The sequence below is a fragment of the Vibrio sp. STUT-A16 genome, from assembly GCF_026000495.1.
Taxonomy (GTDB): Bacteria; Pseudomonadota; Gammaproteobacteria; order Enterobacterales; family Vibrionaceae; genus Vibrio; species Vibrio diabolicus.
Genome location: NZ_AP026765.1, coordinates 3,443,234 through 3,459,647, shown reverse-complemented (window position 1 = coordinate 3,459,647; position 16,414 = coordinate 3,443,234). Strand labels below are relative to the sequence as shown.

Here is a 16,414-nt window from a genome sequence, read left to right as displayed (position 1 = left end):
GTTTATGTCTTTACTTATAGACCTTCAATCATGTGGTCGATTGCTGCGATGATTTCATCGTCAGAACAGTCCATACAGGTTCCTTTGGCAGGCATCGCATTGAAGCCTTCTAACGCGTGCTTCACTAACGTCTCTTTGCCTTGTGCAATACGCGGTGCCCAGTCATCGGCATTACCCGTTTTAGGTGCGCCGTTTACACCAGATGCGTGACAAGCAATACAAAAAGTACCATAAACTGTGGCGCCATCACGTGGACCGGTTGGTTCTTCTTTCACTGGCTCAGAACCCGCTAGATAAACATCACCGACAGGTTGGATGCGTTCTGCGATCGCATCGTATTCAGTTTGGCTGATGTCAGAAGCTAAAGCTGCCGTAGAAAACGTTAAGGCAGCGAACAAAACGCTAATCATTTGTCGAGACATATCCATTAAACCCACTTCACATTCCCGAGGTAAGTGACTTACCTATTTATATAGTTAGAGTATTAATGCCGAGCAGAGAAATCACTAAATTCCACTGAATGGCATAGAATGATTAGACAACTTGGTTGCAGCTGTTAAATCAATGTAAATAATGGGTGATTATATCCCGATAACTTGTTGCAATAAACAACAAGTTATCCATGACAGGGCGTGAATCACATCAAAAATTCAGTTTAAAGGAAGATAACTGTCGAAAAAGAGACCAAACGATAAAAAAAGTAAAAAAAGTACTAGACGGCATAGTGTGATATCCGTATTATTCCACTCCGCCGATAGGGCATGCGCCCGTAGCTCAGTTGGATAGAGCGTTGGCCTCCGGAGCCAAAGGTCGAAGGTTCGAATCCTTTCGGGCGTACCATTGCCTCGGAGGATACATCGGTAAAAAATCAGTGGTGGCTATAGCTCAGTTGGTAGAGCCCCGGATTGTGATTCCGGTTGTCGCGAGTTCAAGTCTCGTTAGCCACCCCATTCTTTCTTTTTTAGATTGAATGCGGTAGCATTGCTCCCAATCTTGATTAAATCAAGATAAAACATCGTCGGTGAATAGCGCAGTTTGGTAGCGCATCTGGTTTGGGACCAGAGGGTCGGGGGTTCGAATCCCTCTTCACCGACCACTATTTAGTTTATGGCTGAGATAGCGGTAAACATGACAATTTGATGGTGGCTATAGCTCAGTTGGTAGAGCCCCGGATTGTGATTCCGGTTGTCGCGAGTTCAAGTCTCGTTAGCCACCCCATTCTTTATTTAAAGAATATATGCTCGGTGAATAGCGCAGTTTGGTAGCGCATCTGGTTTGGGACCAGAGGGTCGGGGGTTCGAATCCCTCTTCACCGACCACTATTAGAAAGCCTGCTTTTTAGCAGGCTTTCGTCGTTTTAGAGTTTATGATCTCGCTTGGACTGTATTAGTCGGCAACGTATCAATGGATTTGAACCCAAGGGGTTCGCCTGAAGTTAGAATTCGGCTCTTCACCGACCGCTATTTAGAGCCCCAGTCGAAAGACTGGGGCTTTGTGTTTTTCTAATCCGCTACTTTTATTGGGCGAGTGTTTTAAGGATTTCTCTCAGCTCTACCGTTTCTTGGATTTCAAAATTTGGCGTTATATCTGTTGAGTTACTTGCGCCTGTCGCATTTACCCACACACTCAAAATGCCCATATTGTTAGCGCCTGCTATATCTGCTGGTAAAGAGTCGCCAATGTGTAGAGCTTCTTCTGGTTTTACTTCGACCAAGTCGAGCGCTTTTTGGAAAATGCTCGCAGCGGGCTTCTCTTCAGGCTCTTCTCCCCCCACAATAATATGGTCCACCCAGTCGCTCATCTGTGTCGCGCTGAGTTTTGGGTGTTGAGAAAAAATCGGGCCGTTAGTGATCACGACGAGTTTATAATGCTGACGAAGATCGCTGAGCATTTCTTTTACACCAGGGAAGAAAGTGAACGCGCCCATACGTGCAGAGTCAAAGTAGTCTTGAGCTTGTTGAGCCTCTTCGGCATTAATGCTGACTCCGTGCTCCGCCAATATGTTTTGGATCAGGCCACAACGGAACGCGTTTTCATCAGGTAGCAGAGCCACAAGGTGAGGGAATTCCGCATTCAGCTTCTTGTACACACCCTGTAAGTAGCGCTGTAAAAAAGCTTGTGGTTCGGTAACTTGCGGGTAGGTCTTATGAATCCAAGTCGTAAACTTTTGTCCTGCAACTTTATCGGCTTGTGACGTCGCACATAAAGTCTCGTCCATATCAAAAAAAATCGCTTTAAGCACAGGGGCTCCTTTCATTTACAGCTTGGCTCTAACATTGATTATCTATTATCCCACTCTCAATTGTGTCGTAAAGGGTTAAAATCGATGTGCTTCACCTACACTGGGAGAGTGATGGTAACCGCATTTTCTTTTGTTTAGTCAACAAACCGCTTAAGCGGCGCATAATCGTCGTCGACAAAGGATTTGTGTGGTTTTGCTGTTGTGTTCACGTTTTAGCCTATCCTTTCTCTTTCTAAGTTTGGCTTTTTATATTTGCCGACTATTTTATTAATAGTTTTTTATGTTGAAAAATTGCTTTTTGCATACGATATTGTTTGTTAAATGTTAATAATCACATATGAATAATGTGGGTAATGGTTCTGGTTGGCCCATGCTTATTTTTAGAGCATTTTTCTAGTTTTATTGGTGCATGGCGCACAAAAATAGTGTGATATGAAAATGGTTAAATACTTGTTAATGCATTTTTATTCGCTCATTGTGCGTTTATTTAATGTTTTCTCGGCGGAATATACTTTAATTGTTGCTTTTTTGTGTGATTTTTGCCAAATTGTTTCCGCATTAAGATTTCAGAGTATTATTCTGAATTTGAACGGATTCATTCAGGTGATGAATGGTGCCTTTGGCGCGATTCGATACCACAGACAAGGCAGTAGAGGTCTGAAATGTCACTATTAGAAGTGAAAAACCTTCGTATTGAATACCCATCCCGACACGGCGTTCACGCTGCCGTGAAGTCACTTTCTTTTCATATTGAACGTGGTGAAATCGTGGGTGTTGTTGGCGAATCAGGTGCGGGTAAATCCACCGTTGGTAACGCCGTTATTGATTTGCTTAGCCCTCCAGGTCGCGTTGCTAGCGGCGATGTTTTCTTGGATGGAGAAAAAATTTCTGGTTTATCACCAGAAGCGATGCGTAAGGTTCGCGGATCGAAGATTGGTTTTATTTTCCAAGATCCAATGACCTCACTTAACCCACTTTTTACGGTTGAGCAGCAGCTGAAAGAGACGATCCACGCCAACATGAAAGTCTCTGATGAAGAGGCGTATCAGCGTGCGCTTTCTCTGATGCAGCAAGTTGGCATCCCGCAGCCAGAAAACCGCTTAAAACAATACCCACACCAATTCTCTGGTGGTATGCGTCAGCGTGTCGTCATTGCGATTGCTTTGGCTGGTGAGCCAGATCTGATCATTGCGGACGAACCAACTACGGCGTTAGACGTTTCTATCCAAGACCAAATCCTCAACTTGATCCGAGAATTGTGTATCAAGAACAATGTCGGCTGTATGCTGGTTACTCACGATATGGGTGTGGTCTCCAACGTCACCGACCGCGTCGCGGTAATGTATCGTGGTGACTTGGTGGAGTTTGGACCAACAGCCAAAGTGTTGGGCGATCCTGATCACTCCTATACTCGCAGCCTAATTTCAGCCGTTCCACGTTCAGACAGAAAGCTAGATCGCTTCCCTTTGGTCAGCTACATCGAAGAAGCGGCAGAAATGGAGCCTCTCGACATTAAGAATCACTGGCTAGGACAAAGTCAGGATGAGCGCGAGTACACAGGCCCGCTTTTGGACGTGAAGAACGTTAATCTACGCTTTGTCACCAAAGACTCTTTATTTGAAAGCCGTCGCGAATACGTGCAGGCATCCAATAATGTGAGCTTTGAAGTGCATGAAGGCGAAACCTTTGGTTTGGTGGGTGAGTCTGGCTCTGGTAAATCAACCATTGCGCGAGTTATTGCTGGTTTATACCAACCTAACTCTGGTCAGGTGAAGTTTGAGGGTATTGACCTGACAGCTTTAACCTCTGAGAAAGAACGCCGCCCAATGCGTCGTCAGATGCAGATGGTGTTCCAAAACCCCTATACCTCAATGAACCCTCGTATGAAGGTATTCGATATTATTGCTGAGCCAATCCGTTTTCATAAACTGACGAAAAACGAGTCGGAAACTCGCCAAATCGTGAATGACCTATTGGATCATGTTGGTTTGGGTCGCATGGCTGGGCTTAAGTATCCTCATGAATTCTCCGGTGGTCAGCGTCAGCGTATTTCTATTGCGCGTGCGTTGGCGACTCGTCCTCGACTTTTGATTTGTGATGAACCGACATCGGCACTGGACGTATCGGTACAGGCACAAATTCTAAACTTGCTGAAAGATCTGCAAAGTGAGCTGAACTTGACTATGTTGTTTATCAGCCACGATTTACCTGTTATTCGTCAGATGTGTGACCGAGTAGGTGTGATGCAAATGGGTACACTTTTAGAAGTGGCACCAACAGAACAGTTATTTACGGCACCCCAACACGAATACAGCAAAAAATTGATTTCTCTGATGCCTGAATTTACAGGCTTGCGAGAAGAGATCGAGACGGCATAAACCAAGCACCTCGCTTGGCTAACCTTTAGTCATAACAAAGACGCAAACACAACAACAAGGGATCCGTATCCCCGCATGAAGGAGTTATGCAAATGAAAACCATGAAAAGCAAATTAGCAGTGGCGCTAATGGCGGCGGGCCTAAGCTTTAATGCACTGGCAGCAGATATCAAAGTTGGCTACGCAGCTGACCCAGTATCGCTTGACCCACATGAGCAGCTATCAGGTGGCACACTGCAAATGTCACACATGGTATTTGATCCGTTAGTTCGCTTTACTCAAAAAATGGATTTCGAACCTCGTCTAGCAGAGAGCTGGGAGCGCATTAACGACACTACCGTTCGTTTTAAATTGCGTGAAGGTGTGAAATTCCACTCTGGTAATACCCTAACGGCTGACGACGTTGTATGGACGTTTGAGCGTCTACAAAGTTCTCCTGATTTTAAAAACATTTTCGACCCGTACGAGAAAATCGTCAAAGTGGACGACAACACGTTCGATCTTGTAACCAAAGGTCCTTACCCACTAGTGCTGCAAACTGCAACGTACATTTTCCCTATGGACAGCAAGTTCTATACGGGTAAAACCGCAGACGGCAAAGACAAGTCTGAACTAGTGAAGCACGGTAACTCATTCGCATCGACTAACGTTTCTGGCACGGGTCCGTTCATCGTGACATCACGTGAGCAGGGCGTAAAAGTGGAATTTGAACGCTTTAAAGATTACTGGGACAAAGAGTCGAAAGGTAACGTTGATAAGCTAACGCTTGTTCCAATCAAAGAAGATGCGACTCGTGTAGCTGCGCTACTTTCTGGCGGCGTTGACATGATTCACCCGGTAGCACCAAACGATCACAAACGTGTGAAAGACGCAGACGGCATCGATCTAGTCACGCTACCAGGTACTCGTATCATCACGTTCCAACTAAACCAAAACAGCAACGAAGCACTGAAAGACGTTCGCGTTCGCCAAGCGATTGTTCACGCAATCAACAACGAAGGCATCGTTAAGAAAATCATGAAAGGCTTCGCTACTGCAGCTGGTCAGCAGAGTCCAACTGGTTACGTTGGTCACGATGACAAGCTAGTACCTCGCTACGATCTGAAGAAAGCAAAACAACTGATGAAAGAAGCGGGTTATGAGAACGGCCTGACGCTAACTATGATTGCGCCAAACAACCGCTACGTAAACGATGCGAAAGTAGCGCAAGCGGCAGCGGCAATGTTGTCTAAGATTGGCATCAAGGTTGATCTGAAAACCATGCCAAAAGCGCAATACTGGCCTGAGTTTGATAAGTGTGCGGCAGACATGCTGATGATCGGTTGGCACTCGGATACAGAGGACTCGGCAAACTTCAACGAGTTCCTAACTATGACTCGTAACGAAGAAACTGGTCGTGGTCAGTACAACTGTGGTCACTACTCAAACCCAGAAATGGACAAAGTGGTTGAAGCTGCAAACGTAGAGACGGACCCTGCGAAACGTGCAGCAATGCTGAAAGGTGTCGAAGCGACGCTATACAACGATGCTGCATTTGTACCGCTACACTGGCAAAGTGAAGCGTGGGGTGCGAAGTCTAACGTGAAAGCCGCAGACATCGTGAACCCAATGGTAATGCCTTACTTTGGCGACCTAGTTGTCGAGTAATCATACTTAGTCATGACAGAGAGGGGCGCCAGTCCTTCTCTGTTTTCGACACTTGGCTCGGTTTATTTCAGTCGGATTGAGCCAGTTTTACAGACTGAATTTTCTCTCTAAGTTTAGAGATCTATGGATAGTTAAGGGGCAAGGAATGTTTTCGTTTCTGGTCAAGCGCCTGTTTCAGGCACTGATAGTGATGTTTGTGATCAGTTTGGTGGCGTTTGCCATTCAGGACAACCTGGGTGATCCGCTGCGTGAGCTTGTAGGTCAGTCGGTTTCGGAGTCGGAGCGCCAAGCGCTACGTGACGAATTGGGCCTGAACGATCCCTTTATCACAAAGTACACGCGCTTTGTGGGTAATGCACTGCAAGGTGATTTGGGTACATCATACTTTTTCAAGCGACCTGCGGTTGAGGTGATCCTCGATAAGCTGGTGGCAACATTAGAGCTCGTGTTTGGTGCGACGCTCATCATTATCGTTTTCTCTATACCACTCGGGGTGTATTCCGCGATTCACCCGAAGAGTGTCTTTACCAAATTTGTTATGGCGATGAGTAGTGTCGGCATCTCGATTCCGGTGTTCCTAACCGCAATCATGCTGATGTACGTCTTCTCCATCGAACTCGGCTGGCTGCCTTCCTACGGGCGAGGTGAAACCGCTAACGTGCTCGGTTGGGAATCTGGCTTCTTTACCATTGATGGTATTAAGCACCTTATCCTGCCGTGTATTGCGCTAGCGTCTATCATGCTGCCGTTGTTCATCCGTCTGGTACGTTCAGAAATGCTGGAAGTACTGAGCTCGGAATACATTAAGTTCGCCAAAGCAAAAGGTTTGAACTTACAAAAAATTTACTACCAACATGCACTTAAGAACACCATGCTGCCAGTACTGACGGTAGGTGGCGTGCAGATTGGTACCATGGTGGCTTACACCATCCTAACCGAAACCGTATTCCAGTGGCCGGGTACAGGCTTTCTTTTCCTAGAGGCAATCAACCGTGTCGATACACCGTTGATTACAGCTTACGTTATCTTTGTTGGTCTGATTTTCGTGGTAACCAATACCATCGTTGATTTGCTGTACGGCATCATCAACCCAACTGTGAACTTAACTGGAAAAGGAGCTTAATCATGAGCCAATCAAATGTAACACCAGCTCCTGAAGCCGCTCCATCAGCATGGCAGCGTTTTAAAGAGTCGGACTTCTTGTATTACTTCAAGCGCGACAAAGTGGCGATGGCAAGTTTTACGGTCTTTATGATGTTCTTAGTGTTGGCATTAGCTGCGCCAATTCTAGCTCCGACTGACCCGTATGATCTGACGTCTATCGACATCATGGATTCAGAGCTACCACCGTCTTGGATGGAAGAGGGCGATGAGCGTTTTGTTCTTGGTACTGATGAGCAAGGCCGTGATATTTTATCGACCATTCTTTACGGTTCTCGTCTGTCTTTGACTATCGGCTTTTTAGCCGTCGGTCTTCAGTTGATTTTGGGTATCATCATTGGTTTGTCGGCGGGTTACTTCGGTGGTCGTATCGATAGCTTCTTGATGCGTTTTGCAGACGTACAGTTGTCATTCTCGACCATGATGGTCGCGATCATCGTGTCGGCCATTTTCAAAGCCAGCTTTGGCAGCGATTTTTACAGCCAATACGCGGTGGTGATGCTGGTGGTGATCATCGGTGTGGCTGAATGGCCGCAATACGCACGTACCATTCGTGCTTCAGTACTGGCTGAGAAGAAGAAAGAATACGTAGAAGCGGCACGCGTGATGGGCTTTAAAGCGCCACGCATCATGTTCCGTCACATCCTGCCGAACTGTCTATCACCAATCTTGGTTATCTCGACGGTACAGGTAGCGAATGCGATCATGTCGGAAGCGGCACTGTCATTCCTAGGTTTGGGTCTTCCTGTTGATCAGCCGTCACTAGGTGCGCTGATCAGCATCGGCTTTAACTACATCTTCTCAGGTGCGTGGTGGATTACTGCCTTCCCAGGCATCGTGTTGGTTACACTGGTTCTGGTTATCAACTTATTGGGTGACTGGTTACGAGATGTATTCAACCCGAAACTGTACAAAGGTTAAGAATTTTCCCGCCAAGCGTTGTAAATTCGCTTAATTCCTTCCTAAACTGAGAGCCGGATGCAAATTCCGGCTCTTTTTTTGCTAGTTATTCTTTGTTCACATTTTTTTGGCGCTTTGCCGCCATAATGACCTTACCCACTAATTTAGAGTGAAGTGTATGGAAATGAAGAAGGCACAACACCCATCTCGTATCTTCCGAGCAAGCCTAGCTTTCGGCTTGCTGCTGGTATGCGCCCAGTTTTCTAGCCCAGTATCGGCTGAGGAGTTCCTTTGCCAAGCTACTCAAGCCAGCGAGAAAGAACTGCCGATGCTTGAGAAAACGTGCCCAATTGGTAACGGAGTATGGGGAAAGAAAGTGCCGCAAGGAGGCAACTACCTCTACTGGATTCAATGCGGATTACTACCAAAGCCAATGTCACTCGCGAAAGCAAAGCCGCTTTACAGCAAGATTACGACCGACGTGTGGATGAAGCCGGAGTCCCAAGGTTATCGCTGTTTGATTGGGCCTTACAAAGATCTGTCTGATGCGAGGGGGGATTTGCGGGGAGTCAAAACCTTGTCGAATTACAAAGAGGCTTTCATCCGCGTGGTTGGAAAAGAGAATAAACAGTCTACGACACCATCTAAACCCGCTGTGCCGTCGAAATCAGTCGCATCTTCGGTTAAGCCAACACCGACGGTGACCCCGAAACCCGCGCCAGTTCCTGCCGTGCGAGCTGATACCGACGCCTTTACAGCGCCAGCAGAGAAGTCAAAGACCAAGGCAAAAAATACACGTGATAATTCTTCTTCCAAGCCTGTTGCTAAGACCAAAGCGAAGCCAGTTGTGAGCGGGAATGATGACATTGAAGTTCGGTTGAGAACCTCCTTACAAGGCAAAATGTACGTGGTGCCATATTTACTCGACCACCACAATCAGTTTTACATGGAATACGGCAAGCCGTGGAATCGTCTCAACTACGAAAACTCGCAAAAAGTATGTCAGCAACTGGGTATGAGCTTAGCCAGCCCTGCAGAATTCAAAGTGTTGAGGGCGTCTGGGGTGATGGAAAAAAATCAATGGCCACTGCAACTGCCGTATTGGGGCAAAGATAAGAAAGGTTTGTTCGCAGATCGTGAGCCAAACCAGCTCACCGGAACCTCACTATTGAACGTGGTGTGCGTGAAATAACCGTTATTCATCCTTAATACTTCAAGACATTTCAGGACGAAATACGATTTTCAAAAAGAAAAAAGTATCCGCCGGCATAGCTGGTGGTTTTTCATATACGCCTATAAGGTTCTCCTATCGGCAGCTCCCTAGCAGGCGCTTAGTGCCATTTGCATATGACTATTTCCGGCGACCCGTAAACGGGCTACCTGAATACGGGATCGACAATTGTTGCTCTCCCATTTTATCCTGCTCTAGTTGGTGCTTTATGTAACTTTGTATCTTGCCGGTGTTTTTTCCTACCGTATCTGCATAAGACCCTCGACACCAAAATTCTGATTCCTGTATTTGAACTTCAAATCGCTCATATAGCATCAGGTTACTTTTTCCTTTCAAATACCCTATAAATGATGAAAAACTCATCTTCGGTGGTATTTCTAAAAGCATATGAATATGATCTGCGCAGCATTCCGCTTCAACAATATTTACACTTTTCCATTCGCATAGTTTTCTAAGTATCTGGCCTACTGCCCTTCGTTTCTCACCATAGAGCACCTGCCTTTGGTACTTTGGTGCAAAAACCACATGATATTTACAATTCCATCACATGTGCGCTAAGCTCTTTTCGTCCCCCACTGGGACCTCCTTCAATTCTTAGTTAACTCTTGCAGTTGCCAGACCACAAGACGTTTTTATTAAATTGAAAGGGGTATATAACTGATTTATAGCTGTAAGCTTTATGGAATCCCCAGCCTAGCAGGGGGGCTCTGTACAATAAGAGAGCCCCGCGATACGGGGCTTTTTACAATGTTACTTCTTAAAGCTGAAGATCACTCGCTCACCTTCGTCAAGGCGTTTAGGTTTTGCTTCGATAGTGTAAAGCCCAGCAGGAATAGCTTCTTCTTGATTGAACGGAAGCATGTTCAAATAACAACCGTTGTCGATTTTGAACTCTCGGTTCACAAAGTGAGAGCCTGCTGCATCGTTGGAGCCCATTACACGAATTGTGTAATCGTTTTTCAGTACATCACACGCATGGGCATCCTCTGCGTACAGAGATGCTGCGGTGTAGGTATGAACTTGGCCGTCCGTACCTTCATAATCAAATTGCTGAACGATGCCGCTCACATCAAATTCTTGGACCTTACCATCAATCACAGTGTGTGTAAGACCAACCACCCATGGTGCATTATCCATTGAACGACCGATTGGTTGATAAATCTCTTTTTCAACTTCACGTTTGTCAGTGTAGTAACCGTAAACTTCAGTCACAGATTCAAGCTCTTCACTCTCATCGTCAATGTAGTTGAACTTGACGAGGTAATGGTTTGACATGTCATCATCATAAATCGAGCTTTCAACCAGTTCGAAACTAATGCCATCTTGAGCGAAGTTAGTTGATTTAATCAGACCATCTTCAATTGTGTAAGTGATCTCTGAAGTGAAGTTGTTTAAGTCCTCGTCGACACAAGACTGCTTGTTAGCGTCTGTTCGATTGCTCCAGTAGAGCTTGTTTGATGCTGAATCAAAGTAAATCGAGTCACACCAAGCATTTGTGTAGTTTGTGCCGTTGCTGCCCACTTCAACAAAGTGAAGGAATTTATTTTGTAGGTCGGCAACTGAAACGACAGGTGGCTCTGGTACAACAGGTGTGCCTTCGATGATCTCTGGCAGTGCAAATACTACTAGAGGCTCGTCAGCGTTAATGCTGTCTTTAGCATAAACATACAGGCTTTCTGTGCCAGCGGCTGCTTTGAACGGCAGTGGACCGTCAAATGAGATGTTGCCGTTGCCATCAACATGAACTTGGAAGCCTGTCTCTAAACCACCATTTTTGCTTATGGAGGTCTCTACTGTGTATGTCAGAAGGTCTGAGTCTGCATCGTCAAATAGCGTTGAGATGTTCAATGTATCAACAGGTTGCTCACCCTCGACCCAGTACCAAGCATCGACTTCGGCTTGTAGTTGAGCTTTTACATCTTCGTTGACCACTGGTGCTGTGTTTGGCGCTTCAACCGTTACTGTGAAGGTTAGTGGGTAAGAGCGCGCTTTATGCTCATCAGTCGCAAACACTTGGTAGGTAAATACGCCTGCAGATTCTGGAGTGCCGCTGATCGCGCCAGTTGTCGAGTTAATCGACAAACCATTTAGTCCATTCGCTAGTTTTAGCGCTTTTAGCTCGTATGTTAGCGTATCATCGTCAATATCGGTAAATGATGCAGTGAACGATGTGATAGCCTCACCTAGTACGACTTTGATTGGCTCGACCGCCTGAGAACTTGTTGGGCGATGGTTTTTCTCAACCACAATAGGGCTGTCATCTTTTGGTACAGTAATAACAGGTGCAAAATCGGTCATATCACCGTTGTTTTCGATAATATTGTTCGCTTCTTTCGCAACAAGATCGGCAACTTCAAGCTGCTTTTCAACATCGATATCAGCGTTATCAACCAGCGCTTCACCGATTGCATTTAGCGCTTGAGCTTCTTTCGATTCGTCTGCTTTTGCGATGTAGTCGCCAAAAATCATCGAAGCGTCTACGTTAAGGCCTGATTGAGTTAACTTGGCAACCACTTCTTCTTTTGCCGCTTTCTTCGCCGCTACAACGTCCAATGTTGGATCGCTGGCTAGCTGCTTAGCAACCTTGCTAACCACCATGTTGGTCATTGGGTTCACAACGCTTGAACCTGACGTAGACGCCAGCGAGAAGGTCTCTGTTACGATACCGCGAGTCGTATCTTCCGTTTGACCTGCGAAAGCTTGAATAAAGACCGTTTGCGATTTGTACTCTTCAGGAAGGGTAAACTTGCCGTATTCGTTGGTCACCACATCCAGTTTCGTATCTTCACCGGTGTCTAGAACCAAGTTCTCGTTGGTATCTACCCATACAGCGGCATTTTTCAAGTAACCATCAATGGCAGTGATCTCTAGGCCACTTTGTGCTGTTGATGTGTTGTCGCTACCTGAACCACCGCCACAACCAGTAAGTGCTATAGCCACTGACGCTGCTAGCAAACTCATTTTTTTCATTCTGAATGTTCCTTTTTCAAAGGTTAGTGATCTGTTGTTTTGAATCGCCAAAACTAAAGCGAAAGTTTAGTTATCTGATAAATGAGTCACTTTGTAGGACTTTAACGAGGAGAAAACAAGACACGAAAAACCGCATAAAACCCGTAAAATTTATTTGAGTTTTTTGTCGATGAGGAAGGAAATGAGACTTTGATCACGGTTCCACTTTTTGTTTTTAGTGATTTAATGGTCAAAATAACATTATGTATTTTAAGTGGTTATTTTTTGTTGCTTGAGCGTAACGGCTTTGGGCTGTGATAAATCATATTGATTTTAAATTCTTCAACGCGATCAGCCAGTTCAGGCTTTGGACGCAAAATGTAGCTGTACACCTCGCCATCAAGTAGTTCGTCGTAAGGCGAGTAGCTCAGATCAAATGCTAACGATTGTTGTCTGGTCGTGGGGTTACTAATGTATTCGTAGCAGTCTATTAGGTAAGTCGGATCGTAGGGGTTAGGATCGGAGATGATGTCGACCTGATAGTCTCCTTGACCAGCAATGACATGGCTGCCATACCAGATGGCGACATCAGCACAATACAAGTTTGGATTGTAAGTGCGTAAGTTGAGATCGGAATCGATGCTTTCACCATGAGGCCCAATGACTTGAGTTCCATGGTGATAAATATAATTGCCAATTTCAGCCACGAGATAATCGCCGTTTGGGCGAGGTAGCAAATAGTCAAAAAAGGATATCTGGTATAAATATCGTCCTGTCGGTGCGTTGATGCGTTTTTCCATCGATTGCTTGTTTTTTTGCATGGTGTAGCTTTCGAATTGTTTGCCATCAAACACGGTGGTGAAATAGTTCTGAGTCTCTTTATGAACCTGAGATGCGTATACCTTTTTAGTGGTCCAAATTTGGCGTACGCCGTGGACATAAACAATCAACGAGTCATCACTGATTTTGTACTCACCCACCTTTTTTAAGTCTCCCTTTTCAGGACACTGGTGTTTGTTGTTTGAGGCGGCATAACGTACCTCGTCATCCTCAAACTGAAACGCTTCGCAATACACCACTTCATACGCGTACGCGGTACCGCCAAGGTTTTGCGTCGTCTCCAAGCGATAGACAATGCCGCCAATTAACGGGTGTTCCGTGTCATTGTGACCTGGAGTGACAACAGGCAACTCAAAACGTGTTGTGACCCACGCATGGTCGCTGTCGCCGTGGTAATCATCACGCGCCGCTACCGCCAGGTATGTGGTGGTTTTAATGTTCTCTGGTGCACCTAGCACCATCATTTGTCCTTGGTTTAGCACCCTTAATCCATTGGCGTTTTCGAGCCAAATCCGAGTGGTGAGGAGATCACCATCCGGGTCTTCAAACAGTTGGTTAAGATTGAGCGAATAGCTAATCGGAGAGTTTTGGTTGAGCTCCCAAGCATAAATAATGGTTTGTAGCTGTTGTTCCACCGTGAGGTTGATGATGGGTTTATTGTTCTCTGATGGGTCCTCTTTTGAGCGGCTGTCTTCATAACCCACAGACGAGTCGTAAAAAGAGCCGTCTTCTGTAGTATGAAATGGGTTCGTAACTGGCCCTGGTTGTCCTAAAATGGCAGAGTTGAAGGCGTCATCACCGTCTTTTTTGTGGGCGTTCTCCAACGCAGAACCTGTCAACGCTTGCTTTACTTCAACTAAAGATGTGCGCTCATATTGACGATGTGTTCGCGTGGTTGATTGGCTCGTGCTGTCTGATGAGTCCGCCGCGGATGCTAAGCTGGATTCGTCTGACATGCAGTATACGCCGAGCAAACCGACGCAGATTGCGCCGATTATCCAAAACTTTTTGCTTATCATTACGCGTGCGCCATTCGTGATTGCAACCAACTGCGAGAGAATTTTAGGTCTTTCTCTATTAAGCTCGCGCTGCACTCGAGTAGTTCACTGATTTCTTGGTTTTTCATTCCCATTAAATACTTGAGTTTGAGTGCACTTGATTGGCGTGGGTAACGGCTACTAAAGTTATCCAGAGCTTTATCCATGATGATCAATTGTTCGAAGCGATCTTCTTCATCTCTCATCAACGTAATGTGTTGGCGCTTTTGCGCTTGGTGTGAGCGTGCGTTATCGATCAAGATTTGACGCATCACTTTGGCGGCCATCAAAAAGAAATCACGTTTTGTTTCAATTTCACTCATGTCGCAGTTGGACATCTTCAGGTAAGCATCATGAATTAATGCCGTGGTGCTGTTGACGCTATCGGCCAATACCTTGTTGTCGGTGCCGTACTTTTCCGCGTTTCGTTCACGCTCGTGTTGGGCGATCTTACGTAACTGCAAATACGCAAATTGGTAAAGCTCACTCTCGGCTTGTTTATCACCAGATTGCCATTGTTGAATGATTTGTGTCAGTGCTACTGCTGTTGCCATGGTTATACATCCTCGCTCACTTTGACAAATTCAGAAATGGTGTGGGTTTCAATGCGATCAGAGCCGTCTCGGTTGCGGAGAACATCTTGTTGATAGCGATATAAAATGCCTTGTTCCCAAGTTGCGCCAGCGGGCAGATATTCCCAAGTGGTGTAATTGATTTCGGCAGGGGTCGTTGACCAACGTACCATGACATTCATTTGCGCAAGCTCGGCTTTGGGTTCGTCATTGTTGACCCACCACATGTCCGCATACTCTTGGGTGACATCTTGGGTGTATAGGCTTGCGTCGGTTGGACAGGTGTCTGCATTGTGCGGCAGTCGCATGACTTGTTGGTGGCGCATCAATAGGCACGATTGTGTCATGGACTGCTGGTGGTATTGGGTCTGCTGCCATACCCCGAGGTAGTCGATGTCGTGTTCGTTCGTGTTGGGGTAGGTAAACCACAGCATTTCTGTACGATTGTGGTGGTGGATGTTTTTTTTACGCCCAAGGCCTTGTACTTTTTCCATCAGTAGCTCAGTACTTGGATCAAAGTTGAGTGCAACGGAGCGGTATTTCCAGTCGCCTTCATCATCAAAGTCTTCGAGAGAGAAACCATTCAAGTCGTTGCGGGTGCACCCAGTGATTGAGCAACCGACGATATTAAACCAATCCGCAAATTTGCTTATCGGCTCGACAATGTCTTCCGTGATAGGGCGCTTCATCGAGAGGAAGCAACCTTGAAAATGATCGCCAATGCTTGGATGCTCAATCAATGAATCTTTGGTGATGGTGAATCGAGTTTCACCAAACGGAGGGCGATATTTAGGATGATGTTGATAACGTAAGTCGTAAGCACAAGCTCGGCCTTGCCAATCTTTCTTTTTGATCACGATGTTTTTGAACGTCATGCCGCGAGGTTCAAAGATGATCTCATCTGAGGCAAAGTTTTTTTCAATGTACTGCTGGCTTTCGTTTAGGTGCTCGATTGCCTCATCGACAGATACCCAGTCGAGATTGAGGTGACGTTTGGCGTCATCCAGATAATTGAGGTCAAAGCCCTTGAGCTGGTTTTGAAAGCGAGCATCAGACAACACGCGGTTGGCTAAGACAATTTCCTTACGATTCTCAGGCGTGCTGTCGAGAGAGAGCAGCAGGCGCGTCATATTGATGCTACGACTGGGTTTGGTTGTTGCCATCGTCGGTGTAAGCACTTCTTGGCTCGATAAGGTTGTCAGCAGATAACCTTTATCATCGTTGCCAAGGAAGAAGCTAATCACATCACCAGGTTGGTAGTGAAATGCTCCTTGTTGGGTAACGCCAGTGATATTGGAACTGGTTTTGTAATACAAGCCAGTCACTGGCGCATCGATAAAGTAGCCTTGCCTCAAGGTTGAAGTGGGCGGGTGTGAAGTAGCAGCAGAAGTGTCTGCTGCTAACGTGGAGGTAGCCGTCAGTGCAGACAGCCAAAATACCACTGAACGTGTATACATC

The 16,414-nt window shown here is 46.0% G+C and carries 12 protein-coding genes and 5 tRNA genes; 10 read left to right on the top strand and 7 right to left on the bottom strand.

Annotated elements, in window-relative coordinates; genetic code table 11:
- Positions 1 to 14: 14 nt before the first annotated feature.
- Positions 15 to 428: a cytochrome c5 family protein gene (locus OO778_RS16315; protein WP_012841248.1), complete on the bottom strand. Its 414-nt coding sequence runs from the start codon at positions 426 to 428 to the stop codon at positions 15 to 17.
- Between the two features lie 335 nt (positions 429 to 763).
- Between OO778_RS16315 and OO778_RS16310 the strand changes: the two genes are divergently transcribed.
- From OO778_RS16310 to OO778_RS16290, 5 genes are all read left to right on the top strand, one after another.
- Positions 764 to 840 (top strand) — tRNA-Arg (locus OO778_RS16310).
- Positions 841 to 874: 34 nt separating this feature from the next.
- A tRNA-His gene (locus OO778_RS16305) sits at positions 875 to 950 on the top strand.
- 69 nt (positions 951 to 1,019) lie between these two features.
- Positions 1,020 to 1,096 (top strand) — tRNA-Pro (locus OO778_RS16300).
- A gap of 46 nt (positions 1,097 to 1,142) precedes the next feature.
- Positions 1,143 to 1,218 (top strand) — tRNA-His (locus tag OO778_RS16295).
- 24 nt (positions 1,219 to 1,242) lie between these two features.
- Positions 1,243 to 1,319, top strand: a tRNA-Pro gene (locus OO778_RS16290).
- Positions 1,320 to 1,516: 197 nt separating this feature from the next.
- Here OO778_RS16290 and OO778_RS16285 read toward each other — a convergent pair.
- The gene (locus tag OO778_RS16285; RefSeq protein ID WP_005394354.1) at positions 1,517 to 2,242 is read right to left on the bottom strand and encodes an HAD family hydrolase; all 726 of its coding nucleotides are present in this window, start codon (positions 2,240 to 2,242) and stop codon (positions 1,517 to 1,519) included.
- 662 nt (positions 2,243 to 2,904) lie between these two features.
- Here OO778_RS16285 and OO778_RS16280 point away from each other — a divergent pair.
- The 5 genes from OO778_RS16280 to OO778_RS16260 all read left to right on the top strand — a co-directional run bounded on the left by OO778_RS16280 (position 2,905) and on the right by OO778_RS16260 (position 9,519).
- Complete coding sequence (locus tag OO778_RS16280; protein ID WP_005379108.1) at positions 2,905 to 4,620, top strand: ABC transporter ATP-binding protein; 1,716 nt, start codon at positions 2,905 to 2,907, stop codon at positions 4,618 to 4,620.
- A 92-nt stretch (positions 4,621 to 4,712) separates the two neighbouring features.
- Positions 4,713 to 6,266 (top strand): ABC transporter substrate-binding protein, encoded by a 1,554-nt coding sequence (locus OO778_RS16275; protein WP_005394355.1) that lies wholly within the window; start codon positions 4,713 to 4,715, stop codon positions 6,264 to 6,266.
- A gap of 145 nt (positions 6,267 to 6,411) precedes the next feature.
- Positions 6,412 to 7,389 (top strand): ABC transporter permease, encoded by a 978-nt coding sequence (locus OO778_RS16270; protein ID WP_031780394.1) that lies wholly within the window; start codon positions 6,412 to 6,414, stop codon positions 7,387 to 7,389.
- A gap of 2 nt (positions 7,390 to 7,391) precedes the next feature.
- Positions 7,392 to 8,348 carry an ABC transporter permease gene (locus tag OO778_RS16265; RefSeq protein WP_005394358.1) on the top strand — a complete coding sequence of 319 codons (957 nt, stop codon included), beginning with the start codon at positions 7,392 to 7,394 and terminating at the stop codon, positions 8,346 to 8,348.
- 157 nt (positions 8,349 to 8,505) lie between these two features.
- The gene (locus OO778_RS16260) at positions 8,506 to 9,519 is read left to right on the top strand and encodes an SPOR domain-containing protein (RefSeq protein WP_074191865.1); all 1,014 of its coding nucleotides are present in this window, start codon (positions 8,506 to 8,508) and stop codon (positions 9,517 to 9,519) included.
- A 159-nt stretch (positions 9,520 to 9,678) separates the two neighbouring features.
- Here OO778_RS16260 and tnpA read toward each other — a convergent pair whose 3' ends face one another.
- The 5 genes from tnpA to OO778_RS16235 form a co-directional block, all read right to left on the bottom strand.
- Positions 9,679 to 10,083 (bottom strand): IS200/IS605 family transposase, encoded by a 405-nt coding sequence (gene tnpA / locus OO778_RS16255; RefSeq protein ID WP_242657443.1) that lies wholly within the window; start codon positions 10,081 to 10,083, stop codon positions 9,679 to 9,681.
- Between the two features lie 225 nt (positions 10,084 to 10,308).
- Positions 10,309 to 12,528, bottom strand: a complete 2,220-nt coding sequence (locus OO778_RS16250) for a putative Ig domain-containing protein (protein WP_074191866.1) — start codon at positions 12,526 to 12,528, stop codon at positions 10,309 to 10,311.
- 257 nt (positions 12,529 to 12,785) lie between these two features.
- Entirely contained in the window at positions 12,786 to 14,363 is a 1,578-nt protein-coding gene (locus tag OO778_RS16245; protein ID WP_074192069.1) for a hypothetical protein, read from the bottom strand.
- A 2-nt stretch (positions 14,364 to 14,365) separates the two neighbouring features.
- Complete coding sequence (locus tag OO778_RS16240; protein WP_005394366.1) at positions 14,366 to 14,938, bottom strand: sigma-70 family RNA polymerase sigma factor; 573 nt, start codon at positions 14,936 to 14,938, stop codon at positions 14,366 to 14,368.
- Between the two features lie 2 nt (positions 14,939 to 14,940).
- Positions 14,941 to 16,413, bottom strand: coding sequence for a chromosome partitioning protein ParA (locus OO778_RS16235; protein ID WP_074191867.1), 1,473 nt, complete (start codon positions 16,411 to 16,413; stop codon positions 14,941 to 14,943).
- Position 16,414 lies beyond the last annotated feature (1 nt).